Origin of the sequence: Belnapia mucosa, assembly GCF_016775475.1 — a bacterium.
Taxonomy (GTDB): Bacteria; Pseudomonadota; Alphaproteobacteria; order Acetobacterales; family Acetobacteraceae; genus Belnapia; species Belnapia mucosa.
On record NZ_JAEUXJ010000009.1, the window covers coordinates 200747 to 223989 of the forward strand.

At 71.6% G+C, this 23243-nt stretch carries 25 protein-coding genes; 17 read left to right on the plus strand and 8 right to left on the minus strand.

The features are described from left to right. Positions 1–24 precede the first annotated feature (24 nt). The 11 genes from purH to JMJ55_RS20250 all read left to right on the plus strand — a co-directional run bounded on the left by purH (position 25) and on the right by JMJ55_RS20250 (position 10007). The gene (purH, locus tag JMJ55_RS20200; protein WP_202827401.1) at positions 25–1602 is read left to right on the plus strand and encodes a bifunctional phosphoribosylaminoimidazolecarboxamide formyltransferase/IMP cyclohydrolase; all 1578 of its coding nucleotides are present in this window, start codon (positions 25–27) and stop codon (positions 1600–1602) included. 70 nt (positions 1603–1672) lie between these two features. Beyond that, entirely contained in the window at positions 1673–2281 is a 609-nt protein-coding gene (locus tag JMJ55_RS20205; RefSeq protein WP_202827402.1) for a carbonic anhydrase, read from the plus strand. Between the two features lie 180 nt (positions 2282–2461). After that, the gene (locus tag JMJ55_RS20210; RefSeq protein WP_328702712.1) at positions 2462–3475 is read left to right on the plus strand and encodes a DNA recombination protein RmuC; all 1014 of its coding nucleotides are present in this window, start codon (positions 2462–2464) and stop codon (positions 3473–3475) included. Further along, positions 3472–4719 (plus strand): NupC/NupG family nucleoside CNT transporter, encoded by a 1248-nt coding sequence (locus JMJ55_RS20215; RefSeq protein WP_202827403.1) that lies wholly within the window; start codon positions 3472–3474, stop codon positions 4717–4719. The genes JMJ55_RS20210 and JMJ55_RS20215 overlap by 4 nt, the downstream gene beginning before the upstream one ends. A 51-nt stretch (positions 4720–4770) precedes the next feature. Next, complete coding sequence (locus tag JMJ55_RS20220; protein WP_202827404.1) at positions 4771–5619, plus strand: helix-turn-helix transcriptional regulator; 849 nt, start codon at positions 4771–4773, stop codon at positions 5617–5619. Between the two features lie 24 nt (positions 5620–5643). Continuing rightward, a complete protein-coding gene (locus JMJ55_RS20225; RefSeq protein ID WP_202827405.1) occupies positions 5644–6000 on the plus strand; it encodes a VOC family protein in 357 nt (118 codons plus the stop codon). Between the two features lie 87 nt (positions 6001–6087). Next, positions 6088–6513 carry a cupin domain-containing protein gene (locus JMJ55_RS20230; protein ID WP_202827406.1) on the plus strand — a complete coding sequence of 142 codons (426 nt, stop codon included), beginning with the start codon at positions 6088–6090 and terminating at the stop codon, positions 6511–6513. 52 nt (positions 6514–6565) lie between these two features. Next, positions 6566–7393: a MurR/RpiR family transcriptional regulator gene (locus JMJ55_RS20235; protein ID WP_202827407.1), complete on the plus strand. Its 828-nt coding sequence runs from the start codon at positions 6566–6568 to the stop codon at positions 7391–7393. Further along, on the plus strand, positions 7390–8721 hold the full coding sequence (locus JMJ55_RS20240; protein WP_202827408.1) for an aspartate aminotransferase family protein: 1332 nt from the start codon (positions 7390–7392) through the stop codon (positions 8719–8721). Before JMJ55_RS20235 ends, JMJ55_RS20240 begins: the two co-directional genes overlap by 4 nt. 14 nt (positions 8722–8735) lie before the next feature. Further along, positions 8736–9743: an amino acid ABC transporter substrate-binding protein gene (locus tag JMJ55_RS20245; protein WP_202827409.1), complete on the plus strand. Its 1008-nt coding sequence runs from the start codon at positions 8736–8738 to the stop codon at positions 9741–9743. 84 nt (positions 9744–9827) lie between these two features. Further along, positions 9828–10007, plus strand: coding sequence for a CsbD family protein (locus tag JMJ55_RS20250; protein ID WP_202827410.1), 180 nt, complete (start codon positions 9828–9830; stop codon positions 10005–10007). 64 nt (positions 10008–10071) lie between these two features. On the opposite strand, the gene JMJ55_RS20255 is transcribed toward JMJ55_RS20250, so the two are convergent. Then, positions 10072–11208, minus strand: a complete 1137-nt coding sequence (locus tag JMJ55_RS20255) for an NAD(P)H-dependent flavin oxidoreductase (RefSeq protein WP_202827411.1) — start codon at positions 11206–11208, stop codon at positions 10072–10074. A gap of 129 nt (positions 11209–11337) precedes the next feature. On the opposite strand from JMJ55_RS20255, the gene JMJ55_RS20260 reads away from it, so the two are divergent. Further along, entirely contained in the window at positions 11338–11829 is a 492-nt protein-coding gene (locus tag JMJ55_RS20260; RefSeq protein WP_202827412.1) for a MaoC family dehydratase, read from the plus strand. Positions 11830–11987: 158 nt separating this feature from the next. Then, positions 11988–14435, plus strand: coding sequence for a PAS domain-containing protein (locus JMJ55_RS20265; RefSeq protein ID WP_202827413.1), 2448 nt, complete (start codon positions 11988–11990; stop codon positions 14433–14435). Between the two features lie 18 nt (positions 14436–14453). Here the strand turns inward: JMJ55_RS20265 and JMJ55_RS20270 are convergent, their stop codons facing one another. The 5 genes from JMJ55_RS20270 to JMJ55_RS20290 are packed head-to-tail and all read right to left on the minus strand — an operon-like array spanning position 14454 to position 18921. Then, on the minus strand, positions 14454–15197 hold the full coding sequence (locus JMJ55_RS20270; protein ID WP_202827414.1) for a GntR family transcriptional regulator: 744 nt from the start codon (positions 15195–15197) through the stop codon (positions 14454–14456). A gap of 1 nt (position 15198) precedes the next feature. Next, positions 15199–16167, minus strand: coding sequence for a Gfo/Idh/MocA family protein (locus tag JMJ55_RS20275; protein ID WP_202827415.1), 969 nt, complete (start codon positions 16165–16167; stop codon positions 15199–15201). Next, positions 16164–17048, minus strand: a complete 885-nt coding sequence (locus JMJ55_RS20280; RefSeq protein ID WP_202827416.1) for an NAD(P)-dependent oxidoreductase — start codon at positions 17046–17048, stop codon at positions 16164–16166. Before JMJ55_RS20280 ends, JMJ55_RS20275 begins: the two co-directional genes overlap by 4 nt. After that, positions 17045–17944 (minus strand): amidohydrolase family protein, encoded by a 900-nt coding sequence (locus tag JMJ55_RS20285; RefSeq protein WP_202827417.1) that lies wholly within the window; start codon positions 17942–17944, stop codon positions 17045–17047. The genes JMJ55_RS20280 and JMJ55_RS20285 overlap by 4 nt, the downstream gene beginning before the upstream one ends. After that, positions 17941–18921, minus strand: coding sequence for a Bug family tripartite tricarboxylate transporter substrate binding protein (locus tag JMJ55_RS20290; RefSeq protein ID WP_202827418.1), 981 nt, complete (start codon positions 18919–18921; stop codon positions 17941–17943). The genes JMJ55_RS20285 and JMJ55_RS20290 overlap by 4 nt, the downstream gene beginning before the upstream one ends. Before the next feature lie 143 nt (positions 18922–19064). On the opposite strand from JMJ55_RS20290, the gene JMJ55_RS20295 reads away from it, so the two are divergent. Further along, complete coding sequence (locus JMJ55_RS20295) at positions 19065–19457, plus strand: carboxymuconolactone decarboxylase family protein (RefSeq protein WP_202827419.1); 393 nt, start codon at positions 19065–19067, stop codon at positions 19455–19457. A 2-nt stretch (positions 19458–19459) separates the two neighbouring features. Here JMJ55_RS20295 and JMJ55_RS20300 read toward each other — a convergent pair whose 3' ends face one another. Continuing rightward, positions 19460–20233 carry a competence/damage-inducible protein A gene (locus JMJ55_RS20300; protein WP_202827420.1) on the minus strand — a complete coding sequence of 258 codons (774 nt, stop codon included), beginning with the start codon at positions 20231–20233 and terminating at the stop codon, positions 19460–19462. A gap of 69 nt (positions 20234–20302) precedes the next feature. Continuing rightward, positions 20303–20566 (minus strand): hypothetical protein, encoded by a 264-nt coding sequence (locus JMJ55_RS20305; protein WP_202827421.1) that lies wholly within the window; start codon positions 20564–20566, stop codon positions 20303–20305. A gap of 154 nt (positions 20567–20720) precedes the next feature. Here JMJ55_RS20305 and JMJ55_RS20310 point away from each other — a divergent pair, with 154 nt between their 5' ends. From JMJ55_RS20310 to JMJ55_RS20320, 3 genes are all read left to right on the plus strand, one after another. Next, entirely contained in the window at positions 20721–21971 is a 1251-nt protein-coding gene (locus JMJ55_RS20310) for a glycosyltransferase family 4 protein (protein WP_202827422.1), read from the plus strand. Between the two features lie 169 nt (positions 21972–22140). Beyond that, on the plus strand, positions 22141–22845 hold the full coding sequence (locus tag JMJ55_RS20315) for a response regulator transcription factor (protein ID WP_202827423.1): 705 nt from the start codon (positions 22141–22143) through the stop codon (positions 22843–22845). Positions 22846–22908: 63 nt separating this feature from the next. Further along, a partial coding sequence (locus JMJ55_RS20320; protein WP_202827424.1) for a sugar phosphate nucleotidyltransferase occupies positions 22909–23243 on the plus strand: 335 nt, incomplete at its 3' end.

Genomic DNA, 23243 nt, shown 5'->3' on the forward strand with positions numbered 1-23243 from the left:
CGCGCCCGACCGCGGAGTGCCCCCATGACCGACCTCGTTCCCATCCGCCGCGCCCTGATCTCCGTCTCCGACAAGGCCGGGCTGATCGAATTCGGCCGCTTCCTCGCGGGGCAGGGGGTGGAGATCCTCTCGACCGGCGGCACCGCCCGGGCCCTGCGCGAGGCCGGCATCCCGGTGAAGGATGTCTCCGACCATACCGGCTTCCCCGAGATCCTGGACGGCCGGGTGAAGACCCTGGTGCCGCAGGTCCATGGCGGGCTGCTCGGCCGGCGCGACCTGCCGGAGCATGGGGCGCAGATGCAGCAGCACGGCATCGCCCCGATCGACCTGGTCGCGGTGAACCTCTACCCCTTCGAGGCGACGGTCGCCGGCGGCGCCGGTTTCGGGGACTGCATCGAGAATATCGATATCGGCGGCCCGGCCATGATCCGCAGCGCCGCCAAGAACCACGCCCATGTGGTGGTGCTGACCGAGCCGGCTCAGTTCGCCGAGGTCCAGGCCGAGCTGGAGGCCGAGGGCGGCACCCGCCTCGCCACGCGCCGGCGGCTGGCGGCCGCGGCCTATGCCCGCACCGCGGCCTATGATGCCGCCATCTCCGGCTGGTTCGCCGGGCAGCTCGGCGAGGAATTCCCGCCCCGCCTCGCCGTCGCCGGCATCCTGCGTCAGGGCCTCCGCTACGGGGAGAACCCGCATCAGCAGGCGGCCTTCTACACCGATGGCAGCAACCGGCCGGGCATCGCGACCGCACGGCAGGTGCAGGGCAAGGAACTGTCCTACAACAACCTGAACGACACCGACGCCGCCTTCGAATGCGTCGCCGAGTTCGAGCCGCCGGCGATCGTCATCGTCAAGCACGCCAATCCTTGCGGCGTGGCGGTGGCCGGGGACCTCGCCACCGCCTGGGACCGGGCGCTGTTGTGCGATCCCGTCTCGGCCTTCGGCGGCATCGTCGCCGCCAACCGGGTGCTGGATGCGGCGGCGGCGGAAAAAATCGCGGCCATCTTCACCGAGGTCGTGGTGGCGCCCAATGCGGATGAGGCCGCGAAGGCGGTCTTCGCGCGGAAGAAGAATCTCCGCCTGCTGCTGACCGGCAGCCTGCCCGATCCGGCGGCGCCGGGGCGGGTGTTCAAGAGCGTCTCGGGCGGCTTCCTGGCGCAGTCCCGCGATGCCGGGCGCGTCTCGGCCGAAGGGCTGAAGGTGGTGACGCAGCGGGCGCCGAGCCCGCAGGAGATCGAGGACCTGCTGTTCGCCTTCCGCGTCTGCAAGCATGTGAAGTCGAATGCCATCGTCTATGCCAAGGGGCAGGCGACGGTCGGCATCGGCGCGGGGCAGATGAACCGGGTCGAGAGCAGCCGCATCGCCGCCTGGAAGTCGGAGGCCGCGGCCAAGGCGGCCGGCCTGCCGGAGCCCCTGGCACGGGGCAGCGTCGTCGCCTCGGACGCCTTCTTCCCCTTCGCCGACGGGCTGGAGACGGCGGCGGCGGCGGGCGTCACGGCGGTGATCCAGCCCGGCGGCTCGATGCGGGACAATGAGGTGATCGCGGCGGCCGACAAGGCCGGGCTCGCCATGGTCTTCACCGGGATGCGGCATTTCCGGCACTGAGGGGCTTGATGCCGGCCCCGTTCGGGGCACATCCGCCAGGACCGTAACGGATCAGGGAGCAGCCCGCGCCATGCAACGCCTCATCGACGGCTATCGCCGCTTCCGCGAGGAGACCTGGCCGCAGCAGCGGGCCCGGTTCGAGGAGCTGGCCGAGCGCGGGCAGAGCCCGAAGACCATGGTCATCGCCTGCTCGGACAGCCGGGTCGACCCGCAGATGATCTTCGCCGCGGCACCGGGCGAGCTTTTCGTCGTCCGCAACGTGGCGAACCTGATCCCGCCCTACATGCCGGACGCAGCCTTCCACGGCACCAGCGCGGCGCTGGAATTCGCCGTGCGGGTGCTGAAGGTGGAACGCGTGGTGGTGCTGGGCCATGCGCTCTGCGGCGGCATGGCGGCGCTGCTGAACGGGGCGCCGCCCGAGGCGCAGGATTTCGTCGCCGGCTGGATCACCATCGCCGAGGCGGCGCGGGAGAGGGTGCTGCGCTGCGACTCGGCGGAGGATCGGCAGGAAGTGGCCGAGCATGAGGCGGTGCGCATCTCGCTCCGCAACATCATGACCTTCCCCTGGGTCGCCGAGGCGGTACGCGAGGGCCGGCTGACCCTGCATGGCGCGCATTTCGGCGTGGCGACAGGCAAGCTGATGCTGCTGGGCGCGGACGAGGAATTCCATCTAGCCTGAATTCCCCGCAAAACCGCTGCGCGGCTTTGCGGGGGCCCCGGATGGTCGCCTGATCTCAAAGGCCTCGCACAGCCTTCCGCGGCAAAGCCGCGGAAGGACACCGGGTAGCGGCCTTTTTGATAGGTGTCCCAAGCCGGTGGGGATGCGAGACTGACCGCGGGGCGAATCGGGGGATTCTGCGTGCCGGATTGGCTGCTGCCGTTGCTGGTGCCCGTGGCGGCGGCCGTCGCGGGCGCACTGCTCGTGCTCGCCTTCCGGCCGCGCGGCGGCGGCGGAGAGGGCGTGGCGCTGCTCGCCGAGCGGATGGAGGCGCTGTCGGACCGGCTGGACCAGGCGGTGGCGGCGCAGAATGAGAGGCTGGCCCGCAGCCTGGCCGAGAGCGCCGACCGGACCCAGGACAGCGCCCGGCGCATCCATGAACGGCTGGCCGTGATCGATGCGGCCCGGAAGAATATCGAGGCGCTGGGCGGGCAGGTCACGACCCTCGCCTCCATCCTCGGCAACAAGCAGGCGCGCGGGGCCTTCGGCGAGGTGCAGCTGCGCGACATGCTGGCCGACCGCCTGCCGGCCGAGGGCTGGGCCTGGCAGCATCCGCTGTCCAACGGCACGCGCTGCGACGCGTTGATCCGCCTGCCCTTCCCGCCGGGGCCGATCGCCATCGACAGCAAGTTCCCTCTCGAAGCCTGGCAGGCGCTGCGGACCGCGATGGACGATGCGGCGCGGGTGCAGGCGACGCGCCGGCTGGCGGCCGATATCCGCCGCCATGTGGACGACGTGGCCACCAAGTATATCCGCCCCGGCGAGACGGCGGAGGGGGCGCTGATCTTCCTCCCCTCCGAAGCCCTGCATGCCGACCTTCATGCGGTGCACGGCACGCTGGTGCAGGAGGCGGCGCGGCGCGGGGTCTATCTGGTCTCGCCCGGCACGCTTTGGGCGGTGCTCGGCGCCATGCGGGCCCTGATGCGCGATGTGCGGCTGCGGGCCGAGGCGCAGCATCTGCGCCTCGAGGTGGCGCGGCTGGCCGAGGAGACGGGGCGGCTGGACAAGCGTGTCGCCAACCTCAAGCGGCATTTCGGCGAGGCGCAGGCCGATATGGACCAGATCGGCATCACCGCGCAGAAGATCCTGGCAACGGCCGCGCGGATCGAGGCGGTGGAGATGGACACGCCGGCCCCGGCCCGGGCCGCCGAGTGAGTGCCTTGCAGCTCCAGGCCCTGCTCGGCCTGCCGGCGCTGTGTCTGCTGGCCTGGGTGCTGGGGGGCTGCCAGAGGGGCGTGCGGGCGAGGGTGGTGGCGGCGGGGCTGCTGGGTCAGCTGCTGACCGCCGCGGCGCTGCTGCACCTGCCGCCGCTCCGCGCCGGCTTCGCCTGGCTGGGCGATGCGGTGGAGGCGCTGGCGCGGGCGACGCGGGCAGGGACGAGCCTCGTCTTCGGCTATCTCGGCGGCGCGCCGCTGCCCTATGCCGAGACGGTGCCGGGCGGCAGCTTCATCCTGTTCTTCCAGGCCCTGCCGCTGGTGCTGCTGGTGGGGGCGCTTTCGGCGGTGCTCTATCACTGGCGGATCATGCCGCTGGTGGTGCGGGGGCTGGCGCGGGGCCTGGGCTGGCTGTTCGGCCTCTCGGGGGCCTGCAACCTCTCGGTCGCGGCCAATGTCTTCGTCGGCATGGTGGAGGCGCCGCTGCTGATCCGGCCCTGGCTCGGCCGCCTGACCCAGGCGGAGTTGTTCGTCTGCATGGTCGCCGGCCTCGCCACGATCAGCGGCAATATGCTGGTGGTCTATGCGACGATGATCGCGCCGGTGGTGCCGGATGCGGCGGGGCAATTGCTGACGGCGAGCCTGGTCTCGGCGCCAGGCTCCATCCTCGCTGCGCTGCTGATGATCCCGGAGCGGGAGGCGGCGACCGCGGCGGGGCCGGAGGAGGCGCCGCCGCGCCTCTATGACAGCACCATGGATGCGCTGGTGCGCGGCACCGCCGATGGGCTGCAATTGCTGCTCGGCATCATGGCCTCGCTGATCGTCTTCGTCGCGCTGGTGGCGCTGGTGAACGGAATGCTCCAGCCGCTGACGGGCTGGACGCTGGAAGGCATCGCCGGCTTCCTCTTCTGGCCGTTGGCCTTCGCCATGGGCATCCCGGCCGCCGAATGCGCGACGGTGGCGGCGAGCCTCGGCGTGAAGGTCGTGGTGAACGAGTTCGTCAGCTACCTGCAACTGGCGGCCAGCGGCGGGGCGGGGCTGGCCGAGCGGTCACGCGTGATCCTCACCTATGCGCTCTGCGGCTTCACCAATTTCGCCTCGGTCGGGATCATGGTGACGGGGATGACGGCCATGTGCCCGGAGCGGCGGGCGGATATCCTCCGCCTCGGACTGCGGAGCCTGGTGGCGGCGAGCATTGCCTGCTGCATGGCCGGTGCCACGGTCGGGGTGCTGACCGCGCCCTGAGCAAGATTCGCCAAGCCGCGCCGGCGAACCGCCTGCTAGGCTCGGCGCCGCATGGCGATTCAGACTCTCCTGACGGAAGGCGCCGTCACGGTGATCGACTACCGCTGCGAGGCCGGCCCTCAGGCCCGGCCGCAGGCGGAAGCGCATGGAGGCTTCTCGGTCTCCTATGTCCGGCGCGGCAGCTTCGGCTATGCCTCGGGCCGGCTGCGCTGCGACCTCGTCGCCGGCTCCACCCTGCTTGGCTACCCGGATGATGAGTATCGCTGCGTGCATGAGCATGCCTGCGGCGATGAATGCCTCTCGGTCCAGCTCGCGCCCGATCTCGCCACGGGGCTGGAGGATCGCGCGGCCCGCTGGCGGCTGGGCGCGCTGCCGCCCTTGCCGGAACTGGTCGTGCTCGGCGAGCTGGCCCAGGCGGCGGCGGAGGGGCGCAGCGATATCGGCCTCGACGAGGCTGCATTGCTCTATGCCGCGCGCTGCCTGGCGCTCCTCACCCCCGAGGCGCGGCGCGAGGCCCCGCCCGGCGCGGTGGAGCGGCGGCGGATGGTCGAGCTCGCCCTCTGGATCGAGGCGCAGGCGGCCGAGCCGCTGGGCCTCAGGGAGATCGCGCGACAGGCCGGGCTCAGCCGCTTCCATCTCCTCCGGCTTTTCACCCGCGTCCTCGGCGTGACGCCGCATCAGCACCTGGTCCGCGCCCGGCTGCGGCGGGCGGCGCGGCTGCTCTCGGCCGAAGGGAGCAGCATCAGCGACATCGCCTATGAGGTCGGCTTCGGCGATCTGTCGAATTTCATCCGCACCTTCCGCCGCGCCGCCGGGGTTTCGCCGCGCGGCTTCCGCCGGCTGGCGCGGGGCGACCGCAACATCCTCCAAGAACGGCTCGCCCTCCCCGCCGCAGGATAGGCGCATCGCCAAGGGAGGGTGACGATGTTCGACCATATCGGGTTGCGGGTGCGGGATTTGGCGGCGAGCCGCCGCTTCTATGCGGCGGTGCTGGCGCCGCTCGGCCATGTGGCGGCGGAGGGCGACGGTTTCGGCCCGCCGGGCGCGCCCGGCCTCTGGCTGCATGAGAGCGGGGAGGCAGGGCGCGGCGCGCATCTCGCCTTCCGCGCCGCGAGCCATGCCGCGGTGGCGGCCTTCCATGCAGCCGGGCTGGCGGTGGGCGGGCGGGACAATGGCGCCCCGGGGCCGCGGCCGGATTACGGGCCGCGCTACTACGCCGCCTTCCTGATCGACCCCGAGGGCAACAATGTGGAGGCGGTCTGCCTGGCCGAGATCGGCTGATGTCCAGCCTCTTCCGCGCGGCGCTGCAGCGCTGGGCGGCCGCGCCGCAACCGGCCTAGGATCGCCCCCGCAAGGAGGGAGGATGCCATGGCCGAGCTGATCCGCATGGGCGGGCTGGAGCTGCGCTTCCTGCAGGAGGGCAGCGGGACCGGCGGCGGTCTCGACCTGTTCGAGATGCAGGTCGCGCCCCAGGCCCGGATGCCGGTGCCGCATTACCACGAGAGCTGGGACGAGACGGTCTTCGGGCTGGAGGGCGCGGTCACCTTCCGGGTCGAGGGCCAGGACCGGCCGGTCGGCCCGGGCGAGAGCCTCTTCATCCGCCGCGGCCAGGTGCATGGCTTCCGCAATGAGGGGCCTGGGCCGGCCCGCTGCCTCTGCATCCTCACGCCGGGCGTGCTGGGGCCGGGCTATTTTCGGGAGATCGCCGGGCTGCTGGCGGCGACCCCGCCCGACCCGGCGGCCCTGCGCGCCGTCATGCTGCGGCACGGGCTGGTGCCGGTGCCGGAGGGCTGAGCGACAAGAAACACCCGTTGCGTCGCTCGGTGGGTCATGAAACATTGGTTTCATGCTCGCCGACCGCCTCCGCGCCGCGCTGCCGGGCCTGCCGCCGCAACTGGCCGCGGCGGGCCGCCATGTCTGCGAACGCCCCTTCGATGCCGCGACGCGCTCCATGCGGGCGCTGGCGGCGGAGGCCGGGGCGAGCCCGGCGACCTTCACCCGCCTCGCCCAGGCCCTCGGCTTCGCCGGCTGGGAGGAACTGCGCGCCGCCGCCATCGAGGAACAGCGGCGGCCCGCCCCCTATTCCAGCCGCGCCGGGGGCGGTGGCCTCGCCGCCATCCAGGCCGCTGAGGCCGCCAATATCGCGGCGCTGGCCACACTGCCCGAGGCCGCGCTGCAGGCCGCCGCCGCCATGCTGGATGCGGCGCCGCGCATCCATGTCGCCGGCTTCCGCTCCTGCCGCGCGGTGGCGACGCTGCTGCACTACCAGCTACGCCTGTTCCGGCCGGAGACGGTGCTGGTCGGCGATGCTGCGCTCGACCTCGATCTCGGCGCCATGCAGCCGGGCGAGGCGCTGGTGCTGACCGGCTTCGCCCCCTATTCCCGCGCCGCCCTGACCACCCAGGCGGCGGCGCGCGCGGCCGGGTTGCGGCTGGTGGTGCTGGCCGACAGCCCCGCCGCGCCGGTCGCCACCGGGGCGGAGCACCTGCTGGTCTTCGCCACTGCGACGCCCGCCTTCTTCCCGAGCCTCACCGCCGCGCTGGCCCTCGCCCAGGCGCTGGCCGCCGCCGTCTTCGCCCTGGGCGGTGAGGCGGCGCGGGCCCGGCTGCGCGAGAGCGAGGCGCGCCTTGCCACCCTCTCCGCCTACCTGCCCGACCCGGAGGACCAGCCATGAGCCATCTCGTCCATCGCAGCCTGCATGCCGACCCGCCGCTCGCCCTGCGGGGCGAGGGGATCTACCTCTACGACCAGTCGGGCCGGGCGATCATCGACGGCTCCGGCGGCGCCGCCGTTGCCTGCCTCGGCCATGGCCATCCCCGGGTCATCGAGGCCATCAAGGCGCAGCTCGACAAGCTCGCCTATGCCCATACCGCGCTGTTCAGCTGCGAGAGCGCGGAGGAGCTGGCCGACATCATGGTCGGCCACCGGCCGGGCGGGCTGACCCATGCCTATTTCTGCTCCTCCGGCTCGGAGGGGAACGAGGCCGCCATCAAGATGGCGCGGCAGTATTTCCTCGAGATCGGGCAGCCGGAGCGCACCCGCTTCATCGCCCGGCGGCAGAGCTACCACGGCAACACGCTTGGCGCCCTCTCGGCCGGCGGCAATGCGATGCGCCGCGCGCCCTACCAGCCGCTGCTCTCGCCCGCCTTCAGCCATGTCTCGCCCTGCTACGCCTATCGCGACCGCGCCGAGGGCGAGAGCGACGAGCAATACGTCGCCCGCCTGGCGGCGGAGCTCGAGGCCGAGTTCCAGCGCCTCGGCCCCGACACCGTCATCGCCTTCATGGCCGAGACGGTGGTGGGCGCGACGCTCGGCTGCGTCACGGCGCTGCCCGGCTACTTCCCGGCGATGAAGGCGGTCTGCGACCGGCATGGCGCGCTGCTCATCCTCGACGAGGTGATGAGCGGCATGGGCCGCTGCGGCGCGCTGCACACCTGGGAGCAGGAGGGCGTGACGCCGGACATCCAGATCGTCGCCAAGGGGCTCGGCGGCGGCTACCAGCCAATCGGCGGCATTCTGGTGCATGGCCGGGTGATCGAGGGTCTGACCGGTGGCACCGGCGCCTTCATGCATGGCCATACCTACCAGGCGCATCCGGTGGCCTGCGCCGCTGCCGTCGCGGTGCAGAAGGTCATCGCCGAGGAGAAGCTGCTCGACAACGTCCAAGCCATGGGCGCGCGGCTCGAGCAGCGCCTCACCGAGCGCTTCGGCAACCACCGCCATGTCGGCGACATCCGCGGCCGCGGCCTGTTCTGGGCGATCGAGCTGGTCGAGGACCGGGCCAGCAAATCCGTCTTCGACCCGGCGCTGAAGCTGAACGAGCGGGTGAAGATGCAGGCCTATGAGCGCGGCCTGGCCTGCTACCCGATGGGCGGCACGATCGACGGCAGGCGGGGCGACCACGCCATCCTGGCGCCGCCCTACATCGCGACAGCCGCGCAGATCGACGAGATCGTGGACCGGTTCGGCGAGGCGGTGGACGCCGCGCTGGCCAGCCTGTGAAGGGGATTGCAGTGATGAAGGTTTGGATTCTGGCGGGGGCGCTGGCCCTCGCCGGCATGGCGGGCGCCGAGGCGCAGACGCTGGCGGCGGTGAAGGCGCGCGGCACGCTCAATTGCGGCGTGAGCCAGGGCTTCGCCGGCTTCTCCACCCCCGACAGCCGCGGCGAGTTCTGCGGCCTCGATGTCGATTACTGCCGGGCGGTAGCCGCCGCCGTGCTCGGCGATGCGACGAAGGTGCGCTATGTGCCGCTGACCGCCCAGGCGCGCTTCACCGCGTTGCAGACGGGCGAGATCGACGTGCTGTTCCGCAACTCGACCCAGACCTTCCTGCGCGACGCCTCGCTCGGCCTCAACCAGGGGCCGGTGAATTTCTACGACGGCCAGGGCTTCGCCGTGCGGCGCGACGCCAGCGTCGGCAAGGTGCAGGAGCTGGACGGCGCGACGATCTGCGTGGCCCAGGGCACTACCCACGAGCTGAACCTGAACGACGTATTCCGCGCGCGGGGGATGAAGTTCAGCCCCGTGGTTTTCGAGCGCATCGACACGATGTACGAGGCCTTCTACGCCGGCCGCTGCGACGCGATGACCCAGGATGCGAGCGCGCTGGCCGGCGCCCTCACCTCCGCCCGCGATCCCGCCGCCTATCGCGTGCTGGAGGAGACGATCAGCAAGGAGCCGCTCGGCCCCTTCACGCGCAATGGTGATGACCAGTGGTCCAATATCGTGATGTGGGTCCACTACGCGCTGCTGGAGGCGGAGGAGCTGGGCGTGACGGCGGCGAATGCCGAGGCGCAGGCCGCCGGCGCCAACCCGACCGCGCAGCGGCTGCTCGGCACCGCCGGCGAATTCGGCAGCCGGCTCGGCCTCGACAACCGCTGGGCCTTCAACGCCATCCGCGCGGTGGGGAATTACGGTGAAGTGTTCGAACGCAATGTCGGCCAGGGCAGCGCGCTGAAGCTGCGGCGTGGGCTGAACGGGCTCTGGACTTCGGGCGGCCTCATGTATGCGATTCCCTTCCGCTGAGCGGGACCGGAACCTTCCGCGGCGCTTCGGCGTTCTTCCGTACCGAGGCTGCCGCATCCTGCGGCGCCATACTGGAGAGACGTCATGGATAAGGACCGGATCGAAGGCATCGGCAAGCAGGTCAAGGGTGCGGTGAAGGATGCCGCCGGCAAGGTGACCGGTGACGCCGCCCTCCAGGCCGAGGGCAAGACCGACAAGGCCGAGGGCAAGGTGCAGAACGCCGTCGGCGGCGTGAAGGACAAGGCCCGCGACGCCACCAGCTAAGGCGTCACGGCTTCGGATTGCGGAGGGGCGGGCCCATGGCCCGCCCTTTTCATTTGTGCGCTGCCTATCCTTCCGCCAGCGCCTGCATATCCTCCAGCGCCGCGGCGAAGTCGCCCATGAAGGCTTCGACGACGGCGCGGCAGGATTGCACGCCCTCCACCAGCCCGACGCCCTGGCCGACGAAATAGCTGACCAATTCCCGCGCCGCGGCATCGCCGCCCTCGGCGGCGCGGTTGACGCGGGCCATGGCCGGCTCGCTGATCAGGCCCTGCAGCGGCATCGGCAGCGTGCCCGGGCTCTCCGGTCCCTCCCAGGCCTCGGTCCAGGCGGAGCGAAGCTGGCGCGCCGGCTTGCCGGTGCGGCCGCGGGAGCGGACCGTGTCGCGCGAACGGGCGGCGACCATCTTCTCGCGGAAGACCGGCGAGGTTTCCGCCTCGGTGGTGGCGAGCCAGACCGAGCCGGTCCAGACGCCGGCCGCGCCCATCGCCATGCAGCCGGCCATCTGCCGGCCCGTCATGATCCCGCCGGCGGCGAGAACGGGGGTATTGCCGGCGACGCGCAGCACCTCCGGCACCAGCACCATGGTCGAGACCTCGCCGCAATGCCCGCCGGCCTCGCCGCCCTGGGCGACGAGGATGTCCACCCCCGCCTCGACCTGGCGCAGCGCATGGTCGCGGGCGCCGACCAGCGCGGCGCAGGGAATGCCAGCGGCCCGGGCGCGCTCCATCATGGAGGCAGGCGGCACGCCGAGCGCATTGGCGATCAGCCGGATCGGGTGCCCGAAGGCGACATCCATCAGCCGCTCCGCGGTCTCCCGCTGATAGGGCGGTGGCCGGTCCGGGTCGTCGCGCCGCCGCTCGCCCAGCGCACGGTCGGGATCGACGCCATGGCGGCGCAGCAGGTCGCCGACGAAGTCGCGGTGCCGGGACGGGATCTGGGCCAGCAGCTCGGCATTGCTGGCGCCGCTGCCGGTGCGGATGGACAGGTTCTCGGGGACCAGCAGGTCGACGCCATAGGGCCGGCCATCGGCATGGGCATCGATCCAGCGCAGCTCCTGCTCCAGCTCCTCCGGCGTATAGCCGGCGGCACCGAAGACGCCGAAGCCCCCGGCGCGGCTGACCGCGGCGACCACGTCGCGGCAATGGCTGAAGGCGAGCAGCGGGAAGCCGATGCCGAGCATGCGGCAAAGCCTGGTGTTCATGGTCCCTCCCCGGGCTGCTTGCTTGCCGCAAGCCTCTGAATCATCCTGGCGGCAGACCGTCCGGAAGGGCAAGCCGGGACTCCGCCTTCCCGATGCCGACCGCCGCGGCGCATCCGGGAGGAGCAATCCATGAGCGAGGCATTCGATCCCGCACGGCACCGCATGGTGTCCGAGCAGCGCTGGTTCGAGGATTTCACCACCGGCGAGCGTTTCCTCCTGCCCAGCCGGACGATGACCGAGGCGATCTTCCTCGCCTTCCAGGCCGCCAGCGGCGACAACCATCCCGTCCATTATGACGCCGAATACTGCCGCGCCCGTGGCATGCCGCATATGCTGGCGCACGGGTTGCAAACGCTGATCCAGACCGCGCCGGGGGCGGGGCTGTTTCCCTATCTTGTCGAGGACTCGCTGGTCGGCTTCCTCGAACAGTCCAGCCGCTTCCACAAGCCGGTCTTCGTCGGCGACACGCTCTATCCGGCGCTCGAGGTGGCGGAGCTGACGCCGCGCCGCAGCACCGGCGTCGTCGGCCTTGCCAGCACCGTCCACAACCAACGGCGGGAACTGGTGCTGGAAGGGATGATGCGCTTCATCATTCGCAAGCGGCCGGCCCCGGCCGGCTGAGTCGGGCCACACGCCCGCGGAAAACCGGCGCCGCCCGCCGATCCCTGTTGCGCCGCCGAGCCGCATGTCGCATCACGATCTCTTGAGGCTAGGCGGAAGAGGCAGGGCGGATGCAGGCGGCAGGAACCAGGGAGACGGGCCCCGCCGGCACCGCGCCCATGGCTCGTGCCCGGATCTCTTCCGCCCCGCTATCGGCGCTGCTGGCCGCGGTGGTCGCACTGCCCCTCGCCCTGGCCGGGCTGGCCGCCTGGTCCTCCTGGACCGATGCCTGGCGCGAGGCGGAGGGCGAGATGATCCGCGCCGCCGATGCCTCGGCGGAGTATGCGCGGCGGGTGCTGGATAGCCACCGCGTGGCAGCGGACCGAGTCAACGATCTGCTGCGCGACCTGTCTGATGACGAGATCCGGGAGCGCGAGGCGGAACTGCATGCCCGGCTGCAACGCCTGATCGCGGAGGAGCAGCTGGTCCAGACCGCCTATGTCGGCGATCGGGAGGGCCGCCTGCTGCTCAGCGCCAGCCTCTACCCGGTCCCGCGCGAGGTCGATGTCGCCGACCGCGAATACCACAGCCTGCTCGCCGTGGAGGAGCCGCCGCCGGTGGTCCTGACCCGGGTCTATCGCGGCCGGATCGAGGGCAACACCTTCTTCGCCGTGGCTCGCCGCCGAACCCGGACCGGCAACGGCATGCCGCCGGGGCAATTCGACGGCCAGGCCAATGTCTCGGTCTTCCCGGATGACGTGGCGGCCGGGCTGCGCCGGCTGCGGGCGGGGGAGGCGGATGTGATCTCCCTGCTGCGGGCCGATGGCGAGGTGCTGGCCCGCACGGCCGGCTTCGGGCCGAAGGGGCGCCCGATCCGGGTCGGGCCGGAGAGCCCGATGCTGGCCGCGATGGCCGCCGGCGAGGAGCGCGCCATCAGCCGCCTCCGCTCGACGGTCGATGGGGTGGAGCAGGTTGTCGCCTATCGGCGGGTGGAGGGCTGGCCGGCCTATGCCGCCTCCGCCCGGCCGCGCGCGGCGGTGGTGGAGCACTGGCGCCGGGCCGCGGTGGTGCAGGGGGCGCTCGGCCTGGCCGCGGCCCTGCTGCTCGCCGTCCTGGCGCTGCTGGTGCGGCGCGGGCAGCGCCGGCTGGCCGAGGCCAATGCCCGGCTGGAGGGGCGGGTGGAGGAGCGGACCGCGGCGCTGTCGCAGGCGCTGGCCGAGCTCCGCGCCCATGACCAGCATCTCCGCCTTGCGCTCGAGGCGGTGCAGCTCGGCAGCTTCGAGGTGGATGCGCGGACCGGCATCGCCACCCGCACCGGCCGCACGGTGCCGGACCAGCCGAACCTGCCGCTGCAGCACTTCAAGGTCGCGGACTATCTGGCGCAGGTCGTCCACCTGGAGGATGTCGACCGGGTCCGCGCCACCTACGAGGCTGCGGTGGCGGGCCGGATCGAATCCTACCGGATCGAATACCGCGTCCGCCGCCCCGAGGGCGGCTGGAACTGGACCGAATCCTATGCCGGCGTGGTGGAACGCGACCCGGCCAGCGGCGAGGTGCTGCGCATCGCCGGCGTCGCCCGCGACGTGACCGAACGCAAGGCGGCGGAGGCGGCGCTGGCCAGCAGCGAGGAGCGTCTCCGCCTGGCCCAGGAGGCCGGCGGGATCGGCTGCTGGGAGTGGGATGTGGCCATGGGCACGCTCCACTGGTCCGAAAGCTGCCACCGCCTGCACGGCACCGACCCGGCAGTGCCGCCGGGCTATGCCGCCTGGCTCGCCCTGATCCATCCCGAGGACCGGCCGGAGGTGGAGGCGGCGCTGGAGGCGACGCTGCTCGGCGGCGGCGAGAGCTGGGAGACGGAATTCCGCATCATCCGTCCCGGCGACGGAGCGCTGCGCTGGATCGCCAGCCGCGGCCGGGTGGTCAGGGACCCGCGCACCGGGCAGACCCTCAGGATGATCGGCATCGCGCTCGACCTGACCGAGCGGAAGCTGGCGGAGGAGCGGATGCTGCTGCTGGCGCGGGAGGTGGACCACCGGGCCAAGAACGCGCTGGCCGTGGTGCAGGCGGCGGTGCGGCTGACGCCGAAGGACGACCCGGTCGCCTATGGGCAGGCGGTGGAGGGGCGGGTGCGGGCCCTGGCCCAGGCGCATAGCCTCCTGGCCGAGAGCGCCTGGGCCGGTGCCTCGGTCCGCGACCTGGTGCGGGTGGAACTCGGCGCCTTCCTGCCCAGCGGGGGCGGCGCGGCGCGGGCCACGGCCTCCGGCCCCGACCTGATGCTGGTGCCGCCGGCGGCCCAGGCGCTGTCGATGACGCTGCATGAGCTGGGCACCAATGCGGCCAAATACGGCGCGCTCAGCACCGCCGCCGGCCAGGTCGTTATCACCTGGCGGATCGAGGCGGAAGCCGGGCTGCTGCGGTTGCGCTGGGAGGAACGGGGTGGTCCGGTCGTGCCGCGGGTGCCGGAGCGGCGCGGCTTCGGGTCCCGCGTGATCGAGGCGATGGTGCTGCGGCAGCTCGGCGGCACCATCCGGCGGGACTGGCCGGCAAGCGGGCTGGTCTGCGAGATCACCATCCCGCTCAGCCGGGCGGCGGCGGGCGGGACGCCGGCGTTGCAGGCGGCGCAGTAGCGGATCAGGGTTGGTGGGTCAGGCGGGCGCGACCCGCAGCTCCCGCCGCATATCCATGCTGTAGACGTAGCGCCCCTCGGGATGGGTGGTGACGGTGATCTCGAACAGCCCGCTGCGCAGGCCGAAATAGCGGCGCACCATCACCAGGGTCGGGCAGCCCGGCTCGGCTTCCAGCGGGCCGGCCATCTCCGGCGGCAGGCGGCCCGCGAAGACATCCAGCCGGGCATGATCGATCGCCTCGCCGAACTGGCGGGCGATCTGTTCATGCACCGGCGTGCGGCCATGGTCGCGGCGGCGGATGACGGCGGCATATTTCGGCAGCACGTAGATATCGGTCCAGCCCAGCGGCTGGGCATGCGCATCCGCCCGGCGGATGGAGGCGATATGGAACCAGCGCCGGCCGGGCGGGCATTTCAGCACCCCCGCCAGCGCCCGGTCGGCGGTGACCTCGCCGCCATGCAGGGTCTCGCGGAAGGTCTCCGGCGGGTAGCGCATCCATTCGGCGAGCGAGCCGACGCTATGGGTGAAGACTGCCGGCGGCTCGGCCGCGACCACGACCGAGCCGAGCCCGGCCCGGCGCAGGATCAGCCCCTGCTGCGTCAGGATCCGCAGCGCCTCCCGCACCGTGTGCCGGCCGGCCTCGAAGCGCTCGGAGAGTTCGGTCTCGATCGGCAGGCGGTCGCCGACGGCCCAGCGGCCGGCGCGGATCTCGGCCAGCAGGGCGGAGGCGATCTCCTGGTAGCGCGGCGTGCGGCCTGTCATCCTAGACCGGCGTGCAGGCGACCGGCGCATCGGCGGAGACCGAGGCGACCACCGCCTCGAAGGCCGCGACGGTGGCCAGCATCTCCGCTGGCGGGATCGGGTGCGGCCTGCCCTGGGCGAGCAGGTCGGCGAAGGCGTCAAGCTCGGCGCGCAGGGAATTGGTCGGCGCGATGGGCAGCGTCTCGGGCGCCGCGCCGCTGCGGCGGAGGATGAGGGTGGTCTCGCCCAGCACCTCGGCCGAGCCGGCCGTGCCGAAGACATGGAGTCGCCAGTAGAAGGGCGTGTCGCGCACCGTCGCCATGACGCCGCTGGTGCCGGCGGCGAATTCGACCAGCACCGAGAGCGTGTCGACCGGCCCGGGCGGCGGCTTGTGTGAGAGCAGCCGCGCCTGCACCCGCCGCGCCGGGCCCATCAGACTGGTGAAGGCGTCCAGCACATGCAGCCCGGCGCCGGTCAGGCCGCCGGCCGGGGATTCCGCCGGGTCGAGCCGCCAGCCGGCCCTGACCGCCCCCGCATTCTCGTTGCTGTTATGGCCCTCGACATGCACGACCTGGCCGAGCGTGCCGTCGCTCACCAGCCGGCGCAGCGCCTGCATGGCGGGCCAGAAGCGGCGGTTATGGCCGACCACGAGGGGCAGGCCGGCGGCCTCGCAGGCGGCCAGCATGCGCCGCGCCTCGGCGAGGGTCAGCGCCAGCGGCTTCTCGCAGAAGACCGGCTTGCCGGCGGCGGCGCAGGCGATCACCTGCGCCGGATGCAGCGAATGCGGGGTGGCGAGCAGCACGGCGCCGATGGCGGGGTCGGCCAGCACGCTGTCGAGATCAGCGGTCAGCGCCATGCCATGCTGCGTGGCGAAGCTCGCGGCCGAGGCGAGATCCGGTTCCACCGCGCGGGTGAAGCGCAGCCCGGCGCTGCCGGCCTCGACCAGGCTGCGGCCCCAGCGGCCCAGGCCGACGATCGCGGCATCGATCATGGCGCCTCCCTCTTCCAGCCCAGTGCGCGGATCGCCTCGATCACCGCGGCGCTGTCGCGCTCGCCGCCCCCGGATGCGATGGCGGCGCGCAGCAGCGCCGTCCCGGTGGCCGCCAGCGGCAGCACCTGCCGCGCGGCGGCGGCGGCGGCCAGGATCAGCTCGGCATCCTTCAGCGTCTGCGCGATGCGCGATTCGGGCGTGAAGTCGGAGGACACCATCTTCTCGCCCTTGCTGTCCATCACCGCCGAATAGGCCGCCGAGTCCCGCGCCACCCGCAGGAACAGGCCGGGATCGAGCCCGAGCCGCTCCGCCAGCACGATCCCCTCGGCCAGGGCAATGCGGTTGATCTGCAGGACGAGGTTCACCGCCAGCTTCATCCGCGCGGCATCCCCCGCCCGGCCGACCCGGATGTGATGCGGGCAGACGGCCGCGAGCAGCGGCGCGACCCGGTCGATCGCCGCCTCCTCCCCGGCGAGGAGGCCGGTCGCCTTGCCCTCGCGGATCTGGCGGCTGGTGCCGGAGATGGGGAATTCCACAAAGCCGAGGTCGCGCAGCATGGCTTGGCGGGCGAGGTCCTGCGCCTCGCCGGGATCGCAGGTGGTGACCAGGACCAGCGTGGCGAGGCGGCCGCCGCCCGGCAGCGCATCCAGCAGGGATTCGACCTGCGCCGCATCATAGGCGGCGAGGAAGAGCGCCGGGCAGGCGATGAGCGCGGCGGGGCCCGGCGCCGCCTCGCCCCCCGCGGCGGCCAGCGCCATGCGGCGGTCCAGCTTCGGGTCCCAGCCGAAGACCGGATGCCCGGCGGCCAGCAGCCGCGCCGCCAGCGCGCTGCCGACCAGGCCGAGGCCGGCGATGCCGACCGGCGCGACGGGGTCTCTCACAGCCGGTAGGTGGCCCGGGCGGTGTCGTGCATCACCTGCCGGCGCTCCTCCGCCGAGAGGTCGCGCAGGCATTCCAGCATCACGTCGAGCAGCCGGTCATACTCGGTCCAGAGCAGCTCGATCGGGTAGTTGCTGCCGAAGAGACAGCGTTCCGGGCCGAAGATCTCCAGCGTCTCCCGCACCACCGGGCGCCAGAGCTCGGGCGTGCAGGCGCGGACGAAGGTGCCGAGGCCGGAGAGCTTGGCGACGATATTGGGACAGGCGGCAAGAGCGCGGAGCATGGCGCGCCATTCCGCCCAGCCGGCCGGGCTGCGATCCTCCAGCATGCCGGCATGTTCCAGGATGAAGCGCGCCTGCGGATGGTCCTGCACCAGGCCGAGGGCATGCGCCGCCTGGCCGGGGAAGATCTGCAGGTCGAAGGCGAGGCCGCGGCGCGCGACCTCGGCCAGGCCGGCGCGCCAGGCGGGATCGGCCATGATGTCCGGCCGGGCGGCGAAGCGGTAGAGCGGCGTCTCATGCCAATGGAGCTGCTGGCGGATGCCGACGATGGGCCCGGCCTGCATCTGCCGGTCCAGCACCTGCGCGAGATCGGGGGCGGCAAGGTCGGCATAGCCGACGATCGCCATGGGGAAGGCCTGCCGCGCGGCTTCGGCGCGGACCCAGGCGACTTCCTCCACCTCCTCGCCGGGGGCGACATTGATCTGGATATAGACGGATTGCACGACGCCGCGGCGGCGGGCGGTGGTGATGAATTCCGCCGCGCCATAGTCGCGCCGCAGCGCGCCGTATTCGCCGAAGATGCGCGGCACCGGCGGACCCTGCAGCCAGGGCACGCGGGACAGGGCCCAGATATGGTGATGGGCGTCGATGATCGGTTCCATGCCGGCCTCGCTCATTCGGGCTCGATCCCTGCCGCCCGGGCATTCGCCGTCCAGCGCTGCACCTCGCTGCGGATGAAGGGGGCGAATTCGGCGGGCGGCAGGAAGGCCGGTTGCAGGCCGATGCCGCCGAGGCGGCTCTGCGTCTCCGGCAGGGCGATCCAGGCGCCGGTTGCCTCCGCGAGGCGGGCCACCGCCGCCTCCGGCGTGCCGGCCGGGGCGACCAGCCCGTACCAGATCGTCACGTCGAAGCCGGGCATCTCCTCGCTCAAGGAGGGCAGTTCCGGCAGCAGCGGCGAGCGCGTGGTGGCGGTGACGCCCAGGCCGCGGAGCTGCCCGCCCTGCATCTGCGCCAGCGCGATGGCGTAATCGGCGAAGGAGAGCGAGAGGAAGCCGGCGATGACATCGCCCGCCGCCTGCGGCACGCCGCGATAGGAGACGGCGGTGGTGGCGATGCCGCCGATGCTGCGGAGCTGGGCGATCGACATCTGCGCCGCGCCGGAGCCATAGCCCGCAGTCAACTCCCGCCCGCGGGCATGAGCGACGAATTCCTTGAGGCTGCGGGCCGGGAAATCCGGCTTCACCAGCAGCACCATGGCGGTGGTGATGACCCGCGCCACGGGGGCGAAATCCGCCACCGGATCATAGGCGAGGTTGCGGATCATCGCGACATTGGCGGCATGGGTGGTGTTGGTCGCCATCAGCAGCGTGTACCCATCGGGCGCGCTGCGGGCGACTTCCTGCGCGCCGATGCTGCCGAGGGCGCCGCTGCGATTCTCCACCACCACCGGCTGGCCGAAGCCGTCGCGCATGTGCTGCGCGATCATCCGCGCCACTTGGTCGGGCCCGGCGCCGGCGGGGAAGGGCACGACGAGCCGGATCGGCCGGCTGGGATAGGCCTGCGCCACCGCGCCGGAGGCCGGCACCAGGAGGGAGGCGAGCAGGAGCGCCGCGCGGACAAGCCGCCTTCCGCGGCCGGGTTGCCGGAACGCCATGTCCTTCCTCCCCCTTGGTCCAGTCTTGCGGCTGGTGCTGCTGGTGGGCAGAATATCCGGACAAAGTCGGCCGGCGCAAGCAATGCTTCCGCTGTCGGGCCGGGCGGTTCATGCGGACATTATCGAGGGCGGGAGACGCGGCCGTGGTGGATGTGGGCGAGCTGAACGAGCGCGGCCTCCGGCTGCGCAAGGCGATGTTCGGCGAGGCGGCGGTGGAACAGCGCATGCAGGCCGCCGGCGAATTCGGCGGGCCGCTGCAGACCATCATCAACGCCTATATCTATGGCGATGTCTGGTCCCGCAGCGGGCTGAGCCACGACATGCGCAGCCTGGTCATGCTGGGCATCACCGCGGCCAGCAACCGGGCGCAGGAATTCCGCGTGCATGTGAAGGGCGCCATCGCCAATGGCTGCACCGCGGAGCAGATCCAGGACGTGCTGCTGCTGGTTGCCATGTATTGCGGCGTGCCGGCGGCGATCGAGGCGAACCGGATCGCCGCCGAGGAGCTGGGGCTGGCGCAGCCGCCCAAGGGGTAGCGTCAGCCTTCGGGTGCGGGTTCGCCCTGCTGCGCCTGGCCGTATTGGGCCAGCAGCGCGAACATCGCCTCGGCCGCGGCCTCGACCTCCGCCGCCTCGGTCCCCTTGGCGACCAGCGCCACGCCGCCGCCCTTGCCGCGGTAATAGGGATAGCTGCCGAGATCGAGCTCGGGGAAGCGCGACTGGATCGCGGTCAGGCCTTCGGCGATCTGGCCCTCATAGACATAGTCGGCATGCACGGTGTGGGAAACGACCGGCCGACCGCGCTCGAGGCCCGGCGCCAGCGTCTCGAACATCGATCGCATGATGCGCGGCACGCCGGCCATGACATGGACATTCTCCATGCTGAAGCCGGGCGCATTGGTTTCGGCGCAGCGGATCGGCACCGCGCCGCGCGGCAGGGTCGCCATGCGCAGCCGCGCGGCGTTGAACTCCACCGGCGGGTCGCGCCGCGCGTAATCGGCCGCCATCAGTGCGCGGCTTTCCTCATGCACCTCCCAGGGCACGCCGAAGGCGCGGGCGATGCATTCGCTGGTGATGTCGTCATGGGTCGGGCCGATGCCGCCGGTGGTGAAGACATGGGTGAAGCGGGCGCGGCATTCGTTGACCGTGGCGATGATGATCTCCGGCACGTCCGGGATCACGCGGGCCTCGCGCATTGGGATGCCGAGCTCACCGAGGCGGGTCGCCAGGAATTGCAGGTTGGCGTCGCGGGTGCGGCCGGACAGGACCTCATTGCCGATGATGAGGAGGCAGGCGGTGGGATTGCTGGTCATGGCGGCTCCGGCCCTGGGTCTCTTGGGCCGGAGCCTAGACCCTGCCGCCCGCGGCGTGCAGAGGGGGGATCAGGTCTCCAGCCGCACCGTCACCGCCTGCCGCACCGCCGGGTGGCGCAGGCCGATCCGGCCCGGCGTGATCGCGGCGTGCCACCCGCTGGCGCGGGCATGCCGCATCAGGCGGGATGGGAGGTGGATGACCCCGGCCGCGGCACGGCGGCTGGAGACCACCACCTCATGGGTGTCGAATTCCACTCGCCAGCCTTCGCGCTGGGCCAGGCGGAGGAGGGTCGAGAGGACGGACCAGTCGGTCCTTTGGAGGGCGGCTTCCATGCACCTTCCCTAATCCATCCAAGGGCTTGCTGTTGCCTCCCTTGGCGCATTTGTGCAGCACGGCAGCGCGAGGGCGGGCGGACCCACGGGAATTGCCCTGTGCTTTCCGATCGGGCATGAGCCGGGTCGCCGGCAGGGCAAGGGATCCGATGCGATGCGCGTGCTGTTCGTCCACCAGAATTTCCCCGCGCAATACCGGCATGTCGCCCAGGCCCTGGCGCAGCGCCCGGGGGTTCAGGTGATCGGCCTCGGCGAGAACCCGGCCGAGGCGCTGCCGGGGGTCCGCCATCTTCGCTACAAGCCGCCGCATCCGGGCGCCAAGGAGACGCATCGCTATGTCCGGCGCTTCGAGACGGCGGTCTATCGCGGCCAGCAGACCGCCCGCGCCGCGCTGAACCTGAAGGAACGGGGCTTCACCCCGGATATCGTCTGCTGCCATCCCGGCTGGGGGGAGGGGCTGTTTCTCCGCGATGTCTGGCCCGAGACCAAGCTGCTGTATTATTGGGAATTCTACTACCACGCCACCGGCGCCGATGTCGGCTTCGACCCGCCCGGCGAGATCTCGATGGACGATGCCTGCCGGGTGCGGATTCTGAACGCCAACCACCTCGTCTCCCTCCAGGTGGCGGATTGGGGGCAGACGCCGACGCGCTGGCAGGCCAGCCGCTTCCCTGCCTGGGCGCGGGAACGCATCTCGGTGGTGCATGAGGGGGTGGACACCCAGGCGATCCGCCGCCGGCGCGGCGTCGAACTGACTCTGCCGGATGGCTGCCAGCTGACCGAGGGCGATGAGGTGGTAACCTTCGTCGCGCGGGGGCTGGAGCCCTATCGGGGCTTCCACACCTTCATGCGCAGCCTGCCGGAGATCCTGGCCCGGCGGCCCTCGGCGCAGATCGTCATGGTCGGCGGGGACGACCCGCATTACGGCTCGAAGCCCGCCGGGGCCGAGACCTGGCGCGCCCTGCTGCTGGCCGAGCTGGGCGACAAGCTGGACATGGCCCGGGTGCATTTCACCGGGAAGGTGCCGCATGGGACGCTGCTGGATCTGCTCAGCCTGTCCATGGCGCATGTCTACCTGACCTATCCCTTCGTCCTGTCCTGGTCGATGCTCGAGAGCATGGCGCTCGGCTGCCTGGTCATCGGCTCCGCCACGGCGCCGGTGCAGGAGGTGATCGAGCACGGGAAGAACGGGCTGCTGGTCGATTTCTTCTCCCCCGACCAGGTGGCGGATGCGGTGGTGCGGGCCCTGGCCGACCCGGCGGCGCATGCCCCGCTGCGCGAGGCGGCGCGGCGCACCGCGGTCGAGCGGTACGACCTGAAGGATGTCTGCCTGCCGCAGCATCTGGCCATGATCGAGGCGGTGGCGGCCGGGCAGCGGCCCGACCTGCCGCGGCTCACAGACTAAGCGGCTGTTAATTCACACAATTTTTGGTAACAAATTGTTGAGACAGACATGCCATGCTTTTGGTCGTGACATATCGTGTTGCGCCGCACACTATGCTGTGAGATCAATCCCTGATTGATAGAGCGCTGATGTCGCGGATTGGGCTGCAACGCGCGGCGAAGGATCGGCCATGGGACAGCTCGGTATCATCGAGGCAGACGCGATATTGGGCCACAGGATGGTCGGCTTCTTCGGCGAGAACGGCTTTTCAGCCGAATTGCATGAAGACGCACGCAGCCTGCTCACCCAGCTCCCGAACCGCCCGCCCCGTGTCGTCCTGCTCGGCAAAGGCCGTGAATCGCTGACCGCCCTGCAGGTGCTGCGCCGCATCCGCGACCTGTCCCTGGTGCCCTGCATCCTGTTGGCCGACCGCGGCGACGAGCTCAGCGAGATCATGGTGCTGGAAGCCGGCGCCGATGACTTGGTCGGCCGCGACATGCCGCTGCCCGCGTTGCTGGCGCGCATCCGCGCCGTGCTTCGCCGCGCCGAATGGGGCACGGTCCAGGCCGACCCCGCGGTTGCTGTCGGCGGCTGGCGGTTGCTGCCGCAGCGGCGGGAGCTGTTCCGGCCCGATGGCTCGGAATGCGTGCTCACCACCGCCGAATTCGACCTGATGAGCATGCTGGTCGAGAATCGCGGCAAGGCCGTGAGCCGCGATGCCATCGCCGAGACCGTGTTCCGCCGCCCCTTCCGGGCCGAGGACCGGACGGTGGACAATCTCGTGCTCCGGCTCCGCCGCAAGCTGGGCCCGGCGCAGCAGGACAGCATCAAGACCGTGCGTGGTTCGGGCTATCTCTTCGCCGGCTTCGCCGATTGCGGCCTTCGGGTCGCATGATATCTGTCCAGTTTCCGGCCATCTTTCCGGTGTAGTCCGCCGTAGGATCTATGGAGAAGTAACGTGGCGATCGTGCCTGTCATCCTGTCTGGCGGGACGGGAACGCGGCTTTGGCCGCTTTCACGGGAAGGCTACCCGAAGCAGTTCTGGCCGCTGCTGGGTGCCGAGACCATGCTCCAGCAGACCGCGGCCCGGGCGATGGGCGGCGAATTCGGCCCGCCCGTCGTTGTCTGCAACGAGGCGCATCGCTTCCTGGTCGCCGAGCAGCTGCGGGAGGCCAAGATCGCCGGCGCCCGCATCCTGCTGGAGCCGGCGGGCCGGAACAGCGCCCCCGCCATCGCCGCGGCCGCCCTGCTGGTCGCCGAGCAGTCGCCGGAGGCGGTGCTCTGGATCATGGC